18 protein-coding genes are annotated in these 14,713 nt (G+C 42.9%); 16 read left to right on the top strand and 2 right to left on the bottom strand.

Features of this window, described 5'->3' with window-relative positions; genetic code table 11:
* Positions 1 to 234: 234 nt before the first annotated feature.
* Positions 235 to 477 (top strand): hypothetical protein, encoded by a 243-nt coding sequence (locus ACKVDP_RS08660; RefSeq protein ID WP_409228424.1) that lies wholly within the window; start codon positions 235 to 237, stop codon positions 475 to 477.
* A 20-nt stretch (positions 478 to 497) separates the two neighbouring features.
* Positions 498 to 1,256: a hypothetical protein gene (locus tag ACKVDP_RS08665; RefSeq protein ID WP_409228425.1), complete on the top strand. Its 759-nt coding sequence runs from the start codon at positions 498 to 500 to the stop codon at positions 1,254 to 1,256.
* 2 nt (positions 1,257 to 1,258) lie between these two features.
* Here ACKVDP_RS08665 and ACKVDP_RS08670 read toward each other — a convergent pair whose 3' ends face one another.
* Complete coding sequence (locus tag ACKVDP_RS08670) at positions 1,259 to 2,179, bottom strand: carbon-nitrogen hydrolase family protein (RefSeq protein WP_409228426.1); 921 nt, start codon at positions 2,177 to 2,179, stop codon at positions 1,259 to 1,261.
* Positions 2,180 to 2,352: 173 nt separating this feature from the next.
* On the opposite strand from ACKVDP_RS08670, the gene ACKVDP_RS08675 reads away from it, so the two are divergent.
* From ACKVDP_RS08675 to ACKVDP_RS08740, 14 genes are all read left to right on the top strand, one after another.
* Complete coding sequence (locus ACKVDP_RS08675; protein ID WP_409228427.1) at positions 2,353 to 2,841, top strand: Csac_0668 family 2Fe-2S cluster-binding (seleno)protein; 489 nt, start codon at positions 2,353 to 2,355, stop codon at positions 2,839 to 2,841.
* Between the two features lie 54 nt (positions 2,842 to 2,895).
* Positions 2,896 to 3,975, top strand: coding sequence for a DUF5711 family protein (locus tag ACKVDP_RS08680; RefSeq protein ID WP_409228428.1), 1,080 nt, complete (start codon positions 2,896 to 2,898; stop codon positions 3,973 to 3,975).
* Positions 3,972 to 4,577, top strand: a complete 606-nt coding sequence (gene yedF / locus ACKVDP_RS08685; protein WP_409228429.1) for a sulfurtransferase-like selenium metabolism protein YedF — start codon at positions 3,972 to 3,974, stop codon at positions 4,575 to 4,577. The genes ACKVDP_RS08680 and yedF overlap by 4 nt, the downstream gene beginning before the upstream one ends.
* A gap of 5 nt (positions 4,578 to 4,582) precedes the next feature.
* A complete protein-coding gene (locus ACKVDP_RS08690) occupies positions 4,583 to 4,843 on the top strand; it encodes a DUF3343 domain-containing protein (protein ID WP_409228430.1) in 261 nt (86 codons plus the stop codon).
* A 9-nt stretch (positions 4,844 to 4,852) separates the two neighbouring features.
* On the top strand, positions 4,853 to 5,728 hold the full coding sequence (locus ACKVDP_RS08695; protein WP_409228431.1) for a mechanosensitive ion channel family protein: 876 nt from the start codon (positions 4,853 to 4,855) through the stop codon (positions 5,726 to 5,728).
* Entirely contained in the window at positions 5,728 to 5,958 is a 231-nt protein-coding gene (locus tag ACKVDP_RS08700) for a DUF951 domain-containing protein (RefSeq protein WP_409228432.1), read from the top strand. Before ACKVDP_RS08695 ends, ACKVDP_RS08700 begins: the two co-directional genes overlap by 1 nt.
* Before the next feature lie 91 nt (positions 5,959 to 6,049).
* Positions 6,050 to 6,583: an RNA polymerase sigma factor gene (locus tag ACKVDP_RS08705; RefSeq protein WP_409228433.1), complete on the top strand. Its 534-nt coding sequence runs from the start codon at positions 6,050 to 6,052 to the stop codon at positions 6,581 to 6,583.
* Positions 6,576 to 6,890 (top strand): hypothetical protein, encoded by a 315-nt coding sequence (locus ACKVDP_RS08710; protein ID WP_409228434.1) that lies wholly within the window; start codon positions 6,576 to 6,578, stop codon positions 6,888 to 6,890. Before ACKVDP_RS08705 ends, ACKVDP_RS08710 begins: the two co-directional genes overlap by 8 nt.
* Positions 6,887 to 9,040: a hypothetical protein gene (locus tag ACKVDP_RS08715; protein WP_409228435.1), complete on the top strand. Its 2,154-nt coding sequence runs from the start codon at positions 6,887 to 6,889 to the stop codon at positions 9,038 to 9,040. Before ACKVDP_RS08710 ends, ACKVDP_RS08715 begins: the two co-directional genes overlap by 4 nt.
* A 64-nt stretch (positions 9,041 to 9,104) precedes the next feature.
* Positions 9,105 to 10,268 carry an iron-containing alcohol dehydrogenase gene (locus tag ACKVDP_RS08720; RefSeq protein ID WP_409228436.1) on the top strand — a complete coding sequence of 388 codons (1,164 nt, stop codon included), beginning with the start codon at positions 9,105 to 9,107 and terminating at the stop codon, positions 10,266 to 10,268.
* A gap of 85 nt (positions 10,269 to 10,353) precedes the next feature.
* Positions 10,354 to 11,175 (top strand): purine-nucleoside phosphorylase, encoded by an 822-nt coding sequence (locus tag ACKVDP_RS08725; protein ID WP_409228437.1) that lies wholly within the window; start codon positions 10,354 to 10,356, stop codon positions 11,173 to 11,175.
* A 10-nt stretch (positions 11,176 to 11,185) separates the two neighbouring features.
* Positions 11,186 to 12,244: an S-methyl-5-thioribose-1-phosphate isomerase gene (locus tag ACKVDP_RS08730; RefSeq protein ID WP_409228438.1), complete on the top strand. Its 1,059-nt coding sequence runs from the start codon at positions 11,186 to 11,188 to the stop codon at positions 12,242 to 12,244.
* 84 nt (positions 12,245 to 12,328) lie between these two features.
* Complete coding sequence (locus tag ACKVDP_RS08735; RefSeq protein WP_409228439.1) at positions 12,329 to 13,513, top strand: aminotransferase-like domain-containing protein; 1,185 nt, start codon at positions 12,329 to 12,331, stop codon at positions 13,511 to 13,513.
* Between the two features lie 49 nt (positions 13,514 to 13,562).
* Entirely contained in the window at positions 13,563 to 13,994 is a 432-nt protein-coding gene (locus ACKVDP_RS08740; RefSeq protein ID WP_409228441.1) for an HNH endonuclease, read from the top strand.
* 2 nt (positions 13,995 to 13,996) lie between these two features.
* Here ACKVDP_RS08740 and ACKVDP_RS08745 read toward each other — a convergent pair whose 3' ends face one another.
* Positions 13,997 to 14,539 carry a GbsR/MarR family transcriptional regulator gene (locus ACKVDP_RS08745; protein WP_409228442.1) on the bottom strand — a complete coding sequence of 181 codons (543 nt, stop codon included), beginning with the start codon at positions 14,537 to 14,539 and terminating at the stop codon, positions 13,997 to 13,999.
* Positions 14,540 to 14,713 lie beyond the last annotated feature (174 nt).

The raw sequence follows: 14,713 nt of genomic DNA on the forward strand, positions 1-14,713 counted from the left end.
CAGTCCTTTCTGTATGGATACACTTAGTATATCATATTATTTCCCATAAATGGATGAAAATAAGAATGTACAAGCAGGTTCGTTGACATATGGATTTATTGAATATAATATTGAGTTAATGGTTATTGATGATTAAGATGGCCTATTGCAGATGGCTGTTGAAATAAGTGGAGTAATAGGCGGATTACGGTTGTAAATATCGCTTAAGAATAAATGGGAAAAGGAGGAGAAAATGTGAAGGACATTTTTTCAGCTATTGTGGGACTAGTATCCATAGCTGCACTTTTAATAATGGTATTAACCTACACAGGCGTTTTGGATGAAAGAGCAAAGGAATTTGTGATGCCTATTGTGGGATTGATAATATTTCACGAGGGTTTCATTCGGTATGAGAAGAACAAATTATGGGGAATTTCTCTGATGTTGGTTTCTGCAGGAGTTTTTCTGGCAATTTTGTGGAGACTTATGTCATCATAGGATAGGGAGAGGATGTTAGGATGAAAATCAGTAAAATAGTTTTTCTGTTGGTTATGGTGGCGATATTTATTTCAGGCTGCGCACCAGGTGATATGGAACTTACTGATATTGATAAAACAGTGATTGAAAACTATATAAGGTCTGAGTACAGAACAGGGGGAAGCCTGGGTAACACATTGGTTGCTGTTGATATCCTTGGTTCCGATGTGAGAAAACAAGAGGTCTATATATGGGCACTGATTGAGGAGTACTCATTCGGCGAGTTTGACGCTGAGGTTGAATCAGGTGCATCCCTGCCCTTTGTACTTGAAGTGGATACAAGCAATGATGGATTTGCAGTGACTGGAAGCAGGATGCCAAGGGATGGGTCCATGTTTACACAGGATGTAAAGGATATTTTTCCAACTGAGCTGCAGAATAGGATCCTGGATTACTCCAGTGATCATATCGGTGTCCTGATTGATGAAATTGAAGCAAAGGTTGAAGGCCGTCTTAAATTTACTAAAGAGCACAGACTGGCTGTAGAAAAGGCCATCGAATATTTAATGGAATCTTCCTGGGAAAACAGGTTAAGGATCGATATTTCAGAGATTGGAATAGAAGAAGTGCCTCGTGAGATTTATGATAGCCTGTGGACACATGATGGACCAGCACCTTCAGGAACCATTGATTCATCTGACCTACTTGTGGAGCTGGGCTCAAGGGAAGGTCACGATTTTGCAGGACTTGTTTTTGATATGGAAAAAAGGGAGATAATCGGATATCTCCCCATACAATAATACTAAGGCCTTTCATTTATCTTAAGGTCGAAGATCTCGGGTCTGTTGTAGTGGCCCACAGGATCCCAATCAAGCTTTGACTCAACAATCATGTCCAGATCCAGTTCAGCTGTGAGAATACCTGGCTCATCATATAAGGGTCCTGCAACATATTCTCCATAGGGATTTATTATACAGCTGCCACCCCGCGACATCACCTCAGGTTCTTTTTCAAGGTCTTTGTAGTATTTCAAATCTGTGGGATACATGCTCCTTTCCACATATTGATTGCTCATAAGGACAAAGCATCGTCCCTCAAAGGCGATGTGCCTCAGGGTCGCCTGGTATACTTCCCTCTGATCTGCAGTGGGAACTATGTAAAGGTTGACTCCCTTCATATACATGGCCATCCTGGCAAGGGGCATATAGTTTTCCCAGCAAATAAGGGAGCCCATTTTACCATAGGGAGTATCCAAAACGGTTATGGTTGACCCGTCATCCTCTCCCCAAATGACCCTCTCGGCTGCAGTTGGTTTAAGTTTTCTGTGTCTGCCCATATATCCATCCGGTCCAAAGAACAGGTTGGTGCAATGAAGTGTTCCGTCAAGTCCTTCACCATTTTTTTCAGTTACCCCAATGGAGAGGTATACCCCTAGCTCTTTTGTAAGCTCAGCCAGCTGATCAATCTCCGGTCCGGGTACAGCCACTGAATTCTCATAATATCTTCTGTAGTCCTCTCTAGCCTCCTTGGTTCTGCTTCCCACGACCATTCCAAAAGTCAATCCTCTTGGATAGCAGGGAATAAAGCTTTCAGGAAAAACTATCAGCTTTGATCCCTTGGAAGCAGCCTTTCTTGTCAGTTCGATTGTCTTCTCCATGGTCTTTTCAAGGTCAAAAATTACAGGTGAATCCTGGATGATTGATACCGTCAATTTCTTTTCCATATGCTTAACCTCCTTGTTAGCGGAATGAAACAACTTAATTATAACACATTGAGGTATCAATGAAATTCCAAATAGGAAACTGAGGTCATTTTCTTCAAAGTATGTTAAAATATACTTATATTGGATCAGGATAGGCTGAAATAACCGCCTTGAAATGTGGGAGGAGTGATTGCATGGATGTGAATAATAGAGTCAAGTCATGTTGATCAGGGAATGAAATCTCCACAGGCAAGGTGGAGAAAGAACTTAAGTGCCCTTTGTGTAGAGGAAGGGCTCAATCAGTAGGCAATACTACAGTGAAGCATTTGGTAAAGCCTGAGAATAGGGATAAGATCAAGGAAGAGAATTATGGAATATGCCTTGAAGAGAATTGTGAGATTGTGTATTTTGATGAGGACCAAATATTTAAAAGAAATGACCTTACGGTTGATGTGTGGTACAAGAAAGATGCTGATCCAAAGTACATTTGCTATTGCGCCAGGGTAACTGAAGACCAGATCATTGATGCAGTGGTTAGCAAAGGGGCGAAATCTTTCAAGGAAGTTGTAAAAATAACCGGTGCCATGAAAAACTGCAGGTGTGAAGAGAACAATCCATTTGGAAAATGCTGCAGTCCACAGATTATTGAGACTATCAAGCTGGCATTGAGGAAAAGGCAATAAATCCATCAAGGGACAAACAAAAAGAACCGTCCCTGGTGTTTGAGGGGACATACTATGAAAAGTCTTGGGAGAGTAATCCTTACAATATTTATACTTGTAATTGCAGGAACCATGATATTTTTTTCCTTCGAGGAGAATCAGAAATGGTTTGTAAGGTATCTGGATAGCTTCTCAACCCTTGAGAAGGAAGTTGTTGAAATCAGGCATATCCCAGGGGAAGGGATAAAATACATCAATGGGAGATACCTTGCCTGGAATGGTGAGAAGATGTCAGTTTCAGATGAGTCAGGAAAGATCCTTTGGGAAAGGACCTTTCTTATGGATGACCCCAGGCTAGTCATAAATGATAATCTGATTGGGGTGTTCGATAGAGTAGGTGGTGAAGGGGTCGTAATCAACTTCAATGGGCAGATATTGACTCAGATAAAGGAGAAAGCCCAGATATTTTCCTTCAGGCCGGGCAAGGAAGGTCATATTGTCCATATAAAGGAAGAAGGCAGAGACCTGCTTAAAATCTATGGTGTGGATGGAGAACACAGGGAAAACCTGATCTTCACAAATAATTACCCCATAGACTACAGCCTGGAAGCTGACGGTGTCAAGGTCACCATTCTGGAGCTTCAGGATAAGGGTATTGGCACGAAGTTGGTCAAGTATACTTCCGAAGGTGAAGCGGAGCTTTATGACCTTCGAGACCTGGTTATAATAAAGGTATTAAGCGTTGGAAATGACAGGTTGATAGTAACAGAAGCAGGAATATACCTTGAAATGAACGGTCAGGTTGTCTGGGGAAGGGAACTTCCACTTCTAAAGGATGTTCTGGTGGACGGTAATGAGATATATGCCATATATGGGGATAATTTGAGAATCCTAAACAAGGAAGGAAAGACAATCCATGAAGCGACCTTTGGGATTGACTATGTAAAGCTCCATGCCCATGGGAAGTATATAATTCTGGCAGGGGAGAAGGACTTGCTTGTTTTCAGACATATGGAGCAAATTGCAAGCCATAGCTTCAACTGGAAAATCGTTGACCTTCAAAGTCAGTTCAATGATTTGATTGTAACCACTGAAAATGGCGTAAATATAGTTAGGATAGAGGATAAGGAAGTAGTTGAGGAGGATATACAATGATTAGAGAAATAGATGCCAAGGGTCTTGCCTGTCCAAAGCCTGTAATTTTGACAAAAAAGGAGCTTGACAGCATGGAGGGCGGATCCGTAAGGACTGTTGTGGACAACGTGACAGCCCGAGAGAACCTTTCAAAGCTGGCAGGGAGCATGGGCCTTGAGTTTTCCGTGGAGGAGCTTGGAGGAACTGTGTTTGCGGTTACGATTTTAAAGTCCGGGGAGAAGGAAGAGGAAAGGGATGAAGATATAATCATTCAGAAACCAGATGGCGGAATGGTATTGGTGATTCAATCCGACCAGATGGGCAAGGGGGATGAAGAGCTGGGAAAACTTCTTATGAAGAGCTTTATATATACTGTAAATGAAACTAAACCTCATCCAAAAGCCATCCTTTTCTATAACGGGGGAGTCAAGCTGACAGTTAAGGACAGCCCTGTTCTTGATGACCTTCAAGACCTGCTGGATGCGGGGGTTGAGATTATCTCCTGCGGTACATGCCTGGACTTCTACAACCTGAAGGACAGCCTGGCGGTCGGAGACATTTCGAACATGTACACCATATATGAAAAGATGCAGTCCGGAACAAACACAATTACGATAGGATGATTAAAATGAACGAATTTGGGATATTGACCTTCCAGTCCACCCACCATGCAATGAGGGCGGAGAGGATATTGACGGAGGAAGGAATAATAACGAAGACAATACCGACACCCAGGGATATTACACTTAGCTGCGGACTTGCCATAAGGATTGCAATCGATGACCTGGAGAAGGTTATGGAGCTAAAGAGGTCTGGGAAGCTGGAATACAAGGAGCTCCATCATTTGCAGACAGTTGATGGGAAAAGAGCTTTAAGGAAACTTGACTAGGAGGCGGGGATGGAATCATTGAAAAACCTTTATGACGGGGTACAGCAATCAATAAATTCTTTTCTAAAAAACACGGATGGGGACCTAAACCTAATTGGGAAAATTGTTACCATACTCCTTATATTTATTGCCATAGGAGTTATTGTGAAAGTTGCCAATAGAATCATAGACAGAACGCTAACCTATAAGAGCTTCAGTAAATTTCAGATATCGGACAGAAGGAGGGATACACTGACCAATATCCTTAAGAAGGTGGTCAAGTATACACTGTTCTTTATTGGCATAGTTATGTCCCTGGAGATTTTTAATATAAACACAGCATCAATAATCGCAACTGCAGGTATTGGAGGCCTTGCCATTGGATTTGGAGCCCAGTCTCTAGTGAAGGATATCATTACTGGGTTTTTCATTCTCCTGGAGGACCAGTATGCTGTTGGGGACTATGTTCAGATTGATTCCAAGGAGGGGATAGTTGAGGAGCTTGGTGTAAGGGTAACCAAAATCAGGGACTTTACAGGAGAGCTTCACATCATACCAAACAGCTCCATTACGGTGGTTACCAACAGAACAAGAGGTGCAATGAGAGCACTTGTAGATATATCAATTGCTTTTGAGGCTGACATTGACAGAGCCCTTGAGGTAATGGAAAGAATAAGTTCTGAAATCGCAGAGACCAACGACAATATCATCGAAGGCCCTATAGTCCTGGGAGTTGCAAGCTTTGGAAGCTCAGATGTTGTCATAAGGACCATTGCAAAGACAAAGCCAATGGAGCAGTGGGCAGTTGAAAGGGAAATGAGAAAAAGGTACAAGCAGGCCTTTGACCGTGAAGGCATAGAGATACCATATTCAAAGGTTGTAGTCTATGGAGGTGGAGACAGGTAATGCTATACTACAAGGTTGGAGACCAGGTTACATTGAAGAAGGGGCACCCATGTGGAGAAAACAATTGGGAAATACTAAGGACAGGTGTTGATATCAAGCTTAAATGCAATGGCTGTGAAAGACAGATTTGGCTTACCAGAATTGAGTTTGAGAAAAGGGTTAGAAAAATCTTAGTGGGTGACAAGTGGATAAGTATTGTACATCACAAGCCGGAAGAGAGTGCTGAATGATCTGTGTCATAAAATAAAGGGAGAAGATTTCTCTCTTTTTTTGTGCAACCTTTTTAAGGAATTTGCGTCTAAAGGGTAAGGAGGGTTGAAGGTGACAGAAAACCAAATGATTGATGGACTTATAAATGGGCAGGAGGATGCCTTTAGGCATATGATGCTGCTATACGGAAACAAGCTTCTTGGTACCTGTTACCTTATACTCAGGGACAGGGGGGAAGCTGAAGATGTTGTTCAGGAAACCTTTGTAAGGGTTTTTAAGAGCATCAAGAGCTTTAACAGGAAGAGTAGCCTATATACCTGGATCTACAGAATTGCAATAAATCTTTCCAGGGACACGCTGAGGAAAAGAAGCTATGATTTAAGTCTTAATGAAGAGCTGATTGATGATTCTGATTCACTGAACCAGCTGGAGCAAAAGCTCCATCTGGAGGAGCTAAAAATTGGATTGGAAAGACTCAATCCAATTTATAGGGAGGTTTTGGTTCTGTTCTATTATCAGGACCTTAGCATTGCCCAGATATCAGAGCTTTTGAAGGAAAAGGAAGGAACGATCAAGAGTAGATTGTCCCGAGCAAGAAGGATTCTTGGCGAAGAAATGAAGAGGGGAGGTTCTGAAGATGAATAGGGAAGATATTTTCAAGGATGACATAAAGAAAATTTTTGATGAAGAAGTGTCTGAGATGGAGTTTACGGATAAAATGATGGATAGTATTTTGGATAAGACAACAAGGTCCAGATATGGAAGGATAAGAAGTATTCTAAACTATGAGCTTCAGATACCGCTCATACCCGCAGCTGTTGCGGTGGCAGCCTTACTTGCAGTTTCAATCATGCCGGAGGGAATTCTGGAAAAGCACTATCGATTCACCACAATTGAGATTGCAGGATCCCAGGTTATGATTCAGGAAAATAAAGAGGTGACCAGGAAATGAAGATAAAGATAAAGGTAAAGACACTCCTTATGGTTCTTATTGTGCTTTCGGTGGGCTATCTTTGGGCCATTCCCCAAAGCACTCTGGCAATTGCCAGATACCTGGACAGAAAGGATTCCCCAAGGGCGGAGCTTTTCTATGAAAGATTCATCCAAATGGATGATTCAATTGAGGGAAGACTTGACTATGCAAAAAGTCTCGTAAAGAGCTTTCAGAAGTTTACAATCTACCAGCAAGGCTGGGGCGGAGGAGAGGAAACCACACAGGAGGACATGTTAAAGGCTGAGCAGCTGCTGAAGGAAATTCTTGAAAAAGATCCATCAAGAAATGAAGAGAAGCTATACATTGATGCGTATAGGATGCTTATGGATATTTCAATTGCCAAAGGTGATGTAAAAGCACTTAAGGAGCTTATCGAGCATGGTGAAAGGGATGATAATCTAAGTGAGAAATCACTTATTTACAATGCATATCTCCACTTTGTCAACAGAGAGTTTGAAGTGGCTGAAAATATAATAATAAAACTTAAAAGCGAAGGACTTGATGATCCAAGACTGGATATCCTGCAGGCGGAAATCCACCTGGCACAGGGTAATATCCTGGCTGCAAAAAAGGAGTACAAATCGTATCAGAACAGGGATTGGAGACAGGTAGAATACAATTACTTTGCTTCAGGAGCATATGGCAGCAGAAATTTCTGGCTACAGGAAAACGAGCAGCTTCTTTCAGGAAGCAACAAAATAACAGGTAGGGTAACATATGAAGGTGAGCCCATGGCATTTGTGGAGGTTTATATTCTCAATGCAGATGGAGGAATAAGAATCGGTGGAGAAAGCTATGTGGCAATTACCGATGAAAATGGATATTTCCAGACAATGGGATTAGCTGATGGACTCTATGATGTAGGACTGGGCCTTGACTCGAGTCTTTTAACAGACAAGGTTTTCCAGAAGAACAAGGCAGGTTATGTTGAATTGTCCCGTGGTGATGCATACGTTGAGTACACCTTCAGAGACACCTTCGAAGTCTATTCACCTCAGCCAGGTCAAGTTGTGGTAGAGGATGAGTTTACGGTATCCTGGGAAAACGTACCGGAGGCGGCATACTACACAGTTGAACCTGTTATCTTTTCAAATCCCCTGGCAAAATCCGGAGGATCCTTCAGAAGTCCCATTGAGGATATCAACGGCGAGGGCAGGTTTGTTGAAACAAGTGCACATTTTAGGATATCAGACTTCAGAAACCAAACCGGAGGGATGACCTTTGAAGGAGAGGAATGGATTCTGGGCTCCGGGGCAGTACTTGGCAAGTTCCTGCCAGGAGGTGAATACCCAATAATAGTTAATGCCTATGATTCAGAGAATCTTCTCATTACAAGCAGCTTTCCAATGAGAACATACTACGATGAAATCCCAAGCATAATGATCGAAGGGGAGCTTTCAGAAGGACAAGAGCTTGTGGCTAAGATGATGTATCCAGAGGCAATCCTGTACTATGAGAATGTCCTAAAGGATGACCCCGATAACGTGGAGGCTGTTTCAAGCCTTGTAAAGATATATGGAATAGGCTGGAAGAAGGGTGAAAAGAACCTGGAAAAAGCTTTTAGACTAATAGAAGGAATAAGTGATGAAAGGTTGAAAGCGGATCTGCTAAATAGTACACTATCGCAAATGGATACAGATGAGATCCTGGAATTTGAGAAGCAGGTAAGCTATGGGATAGAGGTATTAGGAAAAGTTGACAATGACAACAGCCATTACAATATGTACAAGCTATACCTTGCCAAGGAAGATTACAGAGAGGCCAGGAATGCTCTTGAGAATCTTGAAAATTTCCTCCCTGATAGTCTTGTATTCCTTCATATATACTTGGGAGATTATGACCTGGCAGTCCAAAGGCTTCTTGATGATAGATTCTATCCATCAAGACTCCAGGGAGAGGCCTTCAGAAGCGCCATTCTTGGACTGGGAGAGAATCCTCCACCAGATGAGGAAATGGAGGTACTAAAGGAGTTTCTGCTTGAGATGGTAAAGGGCGGAGCCTACGAACGCAGGAATGAAATCTACAACAGGCTTGTTAACAATGTTGATAACGAGGATATCCTGACAATTGTGGATGAAATATACAATGAAAGGCATTGGAATTATTGATTTCCAAACTAAACTCCTCTCTTCTGGGTATAGAATAAATATCCAGAACGAGAGGAGATTTATTATGAAAAATTTCAGTTTCTACTCACCGACCATGATCAAGTTTGGGAAGGGTAGCTTAGAGAAGCTTCCCAAGCTTGTGGAAGGAAAATACAAAAAGATACTCCTTCATTACGGAGGAGGCAGTATAAAAAAGAATGGTATTTATGAGGACACTATTAATCAGCTTAAAAAGTCTGGAGTCCAGGTGGTCGAGCTAGGAGGTGTCAAGCCTAATCCCGCACTTTCCATGGTACGTGAGGGAATAAAGCTGGCAAAGGAGAATGAAATAGACCTGATTCTTGCGGTCGGGGGAGGAAGTGTTATTGACTCCGCCAAGGCCATAGCACTTGGAGCTGTTACGGATGCTGATATATGGGACTTTTTCCTTGGAAAGGAAAAGGTGGAGAGGGCACTTCCTGTGGGGGTTGTACTTACTATACCTGCAACGGGAAGCGAGGCCAGCATGGGCAGCGTCATTACAAATGAGGATGAACAGCTAAAGCTGGCAGTCAATCACGACCTGTTGAGACCTGTGTTTGCAATTATGGATCCGGAATACACCATGACACTTCCAAGAGACCAGACCTTTGCAGGGGTAATGGATATACTGTCCCATATTTTTGAAAGGTATTTCACTCATACGGAAAATGTTGAACTCACCGACAGGCTTGCTGAGGCAACCATAAAAACTGTTATGAACAATGCCTATAAGCTTGTGAAAAACCCTGATGATTACAATGCAAGGGCTGAAATCATGCTGGCGGGAACCATTGCCCACAACGGACTCTTGGGTATGGGTAGGGAGGATGACTGGGCAAGCCATCAGCTTGGTCACCAGCTAAGCGCCCTTTACGGTGCCACCCACGGGGTGACCCTGGGAATAATATTCCCTGCTTGGATGAAGTACGTATACAGGGAAAACCTTGATATATTCAACAAATTTGCGGTAAATGTATTTGGAGTATCGGCTGCGGGAAATACCAAGGAGCACGTTGCCCTGGAGGGTATCAGGAGATTTGAGGAGTTCCTGAAAAAGATAGGTCTGCCCAGAACCCTCTCAGAGGCGGGGCTGCCTACTGATGAGTTTGAAAGGATGGCTGACCTTGCAACATCCATGGGTAGCTTTGGAGCTTTAAAGAAAATTGACAGATCAGATGCCATAGAGATTTACAAACTGGCAGAATAGTTCAAGGGGCCTTATTTTAGGCCCTTATTTTTCTATTGTGAATCTGATATACTTTAAGTAGATGAATTCAGGGAGGGGAAACATAATGAGGTATGCATACGGATACTATAAGAAGGCAGCTGACTACATAAAGGAAAGAATAGGAGAAGAGGTTCAGTTTGGATTGATTCTAGGTTCAAGTCTGGGAGGACTGGCTGAAAAAATCAAGGATCCCGTAGTTATAGACTACAAGGAGATTCCAAACTTTCTGCTGTCAACAGTGGAGAGTCATGCTGGGAAGCTGATTGTAGGGAATTTGGGGGAAAAAAGGGTAATCTGCATGAGCGGGCGCTTCCACCATTATGAAGGCTATGAGTTTGAAAGACTTGCGATACCAATAAGGGTGTTCAGGCTTTTGGGAGTTGAAACCTTGATTCTTACAAACGCAGCTGGAGCAATAAACAGGGATATGGCTCCCGGGGACATAATGCTTATAAATGACCATATCAAGCTTCAGGGTCAGAGTCCTGTAAGGGGACAGAACATCCCTGAGTTTGGACCAAGATTCTTTGATGTCTCGGATATGTACACCAGAGACCTGAGGGATCTTGCTAAGAGGGTTGGAGAAAAGGAGAGCATAGAACTGAAGGAAGGGGTCTATTTCTACGCATCAGGACCTCAGTTTGAGACCCCTGCTGAGATAAGGGCAATGAGGATTCTAGGTGGTGATGCAGTTGGAATGTCCACCGTAACCGAGGCAATAACAGCTGCCCATTGTGGAATCAAGGTTCTGGGAATATCACTGATTTCAAATATGGCAGCAGGAATAACAGGAGATCCTGTAACCACCCAGGAGGTAAACGAAGTCGGAGAAAAATCCGAGGAGAAGGTGGAAAGGCTGATAAAGCAAATAATCAAGGAAATCTAGGAGGTGCAGGATGGAAAGACAAGACAGGGACCTGGCTTTTATGCTTCGCTATGAAAATGTGGCGTGGTATGAGGAAGGCAAGGTAAAGATTCTTGACAGAAGGGTTTATCCCACCACAGTAAGATATGAAGTTTGCAAAAGTCACCAGGAGGTGGCTAAAGCCATAAAGGATATGGTTACTCAAAGTGCCGGACCCTACACTGCGGCGGGAATGGGAATGGCCCTGGCTGCATATGAAGCCAAGGGTATGAAGGAAGAGGACCAGCTTAGGTACCTTGGAAAGGCAGCTGATACAATTGCCACTGCAAGGCCCACCACAACGAAGAGGATGAGGATCATAGTGGAGGGGTGTCTAGAAGTTGCACAGACTGCACTTAAGGAAGGCAGAAGGGTCGATGAGGCAATATTTCTACATACGGTTGACCATACCGACAACAGATATAGAAGAATTGGAAAGGTTGCGGTTAATCTTGTTGACATGTTCCCGGACAAGGGCACAATAATGACCCAGTGCTTTGGGGAGACTATTGTTGGGCTGATGCTAAGGGAGGCAAAGGAGAGGAACAAGGATATCAAGGTGATCTGCCCTGAGACCAGGCCCTACTTTCAGGGAGCAAGGCTAACTGCAAGCGTTGCCCAGGACCAGGGCTTCCATACCACCGTCATAACCGACAACATGCCAGCCTATGTAATGGAGAAGAAAAAGGTGGATATTTTCACATCCGCGGCAGATGCAATATGTATGGATGGATACATAGTAAACAAGATTGGTACCTACCAAATAGCAATTGTGGCCAAGCATCTTGGGATTCCGTACTTTGTAACGGGGATTCCCGACAAGGGACACGAGACAATAGACACGGTAACAATTGAGGAGAGAGACCCTGAATTTGTTCTCCAGGCAATGGGAGTGAGGACTGCAATGGAGGGTGTACAGGGATATTATCCTTCCTTTGATGCAACGCCACCCCATCTTGTAAGTGGAGTTGTAACTGACAGGGGCATTTTTTCAGCGTATGACCTTCACAGGTACTTTAGGGACGGTGAAAAGGCGGAGCTGGTTCTTTAAATGCTCTGGACAATTTAATCAAGAAAGTGTAAACTGATAGTAATAGGGGAAAAGGTTTTCCGAAGAAAAACGGAGGTGCTACTTATGAATTTGCAATACGCAAAAAGAATGGACAATATGAAAGCTTCAGAAATAAGAGAGCTTTTAAAGGTCGCTGCTCAACCAGGAATCATATCATTTGGTGGGGGTTTTCCTGCTCCAGAGCTGTTTCCGGTGGAAGAAATGATAGCAGTATCAAAGCAGGTAATTGAAGAGAAGGGATCACAAGCCCTTCAGTACGGACCTACAGAAGGCTACCAACCACTTAGAGAAGCAATAGCAAAGAGAATGGAAAAGATGCAGGCATTTGTGGAGGCGAAGGACATCCTGGTAACAAGCGGTTCACAGCAGGGACTGGATTTCTCAGCAAAGCTGTTCATCAACCCAGGTGATACAATAATCCTTGAAAAGCCTAGCTACCTTGGTGCAATTAATGCCTTCAAGGCATACGAGCCAAACTTTATGGACATAGAGCTTGAGGATGACGGAATGAATATGGACCAGCTTGAAGATGCCCTTAAGACAGGCTCAAATGTAAAGTTTATCTATGTAATACCGGATTTCCAGAATCCATCAGGAAAGACATGGTCTGTGGAAAAGAGAAAGAAGCTTGTGGAGCTTGGAAACAAGTATGATGTTGCAATAATTGAGGATAATCCTTATGGAGAGCTTAGATTTGAAGGGGAATTGCTTCCGTCAATAAAGCATTTTGATACAGATGGAAGAGTAATATACCTTGGGACATTCTCCAAGATCCTGTGTCCAGGATTCAGACTTGGTTGGATTGCCGCATCGCCTGAGATACTTAACAAGTATGTACTTATGAAGCAGGGAGCAGACCTACAGTCAAGTACAATATCACAAATGGAAGTTGCAATGTTCCTCCAGAAATATGATATAGAGGAGCACATAGAAAAGATCAAGGAGGTTTATCTGAGAAGGAGAAACCTGATGATCAATGTTATGAAGGAAGAGTTCCCAGAGGGAGTAAAATATACAATACCTGAGGGTGGGCTGTTCACATGGGTAACACTGCCAGACCACATCAACACCAGAGACCTGGCTGCAAAAGCTCTTGAGAAGAAGGTAGCCTTTGTTCCAGGAGGCTCATTCTACGCCAACGGTGGTCATGAGAACAGCATGAGACTTAACTATTCTGCCATGGAGGACGATAAGATAGTAGAAGGAATGAAGCTGCTTGCTGATGTAATAAAGGAAGAAATGAAGTAGGATAAACCCCGGAAATTAATTTCCGGGGACTTTTTTTGGGGTGAACCGTATGGTAAAGCGAAAGGCTCTGGATAAAAGATACATATATTTAAGGGATGGGCAGAGATGCTTCTATTGTGGAAAACATCTTAAGCCCGGCCAGATGACCCTGGACCACTATGAACCCCGCTCAGAAGGAGGGTCTGATGACTATTTCAATCTGGTATCCTGCTGCAGACTGTGCAACAAGTACAAAAAAAACAAAATCCCTGTGGATAAGGGAAAGATCCATTTGGAACTTTTCCACAGGGCATGGAAGGATAAAAAAGTCCTATGGGCAGTAAAGGGAATCGGAAGAAATGAATCCGAGGAGATCCTATCCCGAATAACCAGTGTCCATTGCAGGGGCGAGATTTCCCTTGCCAGGGGAGATAAAATAACCCTCTATATAAGAAACAATATTGTGATCAGGATGGATGGAGACAGAATGGGCATTCTGTAGGGTTATTCCCTCTCAAATTCCATATTGTCTATCCTTTCCTTCATATCCTTAAACATAGCTTCAAGCCAGGTGTAGAACTGAAGAACCCCTTTTATCTTGTGTGAATAATTCATAAGTGACTCTCTTAATTCATCGTCTTCGACCTTTTCCAACAGGGAGGCTATATCCCTGGAGATGGAGTTGAAGATTTTTCTATTGTTGCCAATGACAGAAAACCATTTTTCCAGATAGGTATTTGAGAAGCTGGCATAAAGGTTTTCCTCCGCCTTGTAAAGATCCTTTCTAACTCCCTTTTTCCAGGTCTGTTCAACCATCTTGGCATCCTGAAGACTGTGTATTCCCGTACTCATTGAGGTCTTGCTCATTCCCAGCTGTTTGCTCATATCATCCAGGGTCATGGGGGAGTCCTCAAGAAACATCAATGAAAACAACCTCGATTCAGAAAGGTTAAGTCCATAGAAATTAATCTGCTTTGACAGGGCTGCAGTAGCCTTGTTCTTTATATCCTCAACCTGGTTTGCTATCTTCAATCTATCATCTGACATATTTTCCTCCTACCTGTTCTCTATTCTATCAACATTCTAAAGTCTACTGTTTACTTCTAATATAGATTAATACCCACACAAAATCAATATGGATTATTCAAGGTCTATACTATATAATAACTATTGTACAGAAAAAACTGTACAAACGCAACAAACGATACAAACGGAATAATC

The organism is Gudongella ferriphila (assembly GCF_046224405.1).
Lineage (GTDB): Bacteria > Bacillota > Clostridia > Tissierellales > Tissierellaceae > Gudongella.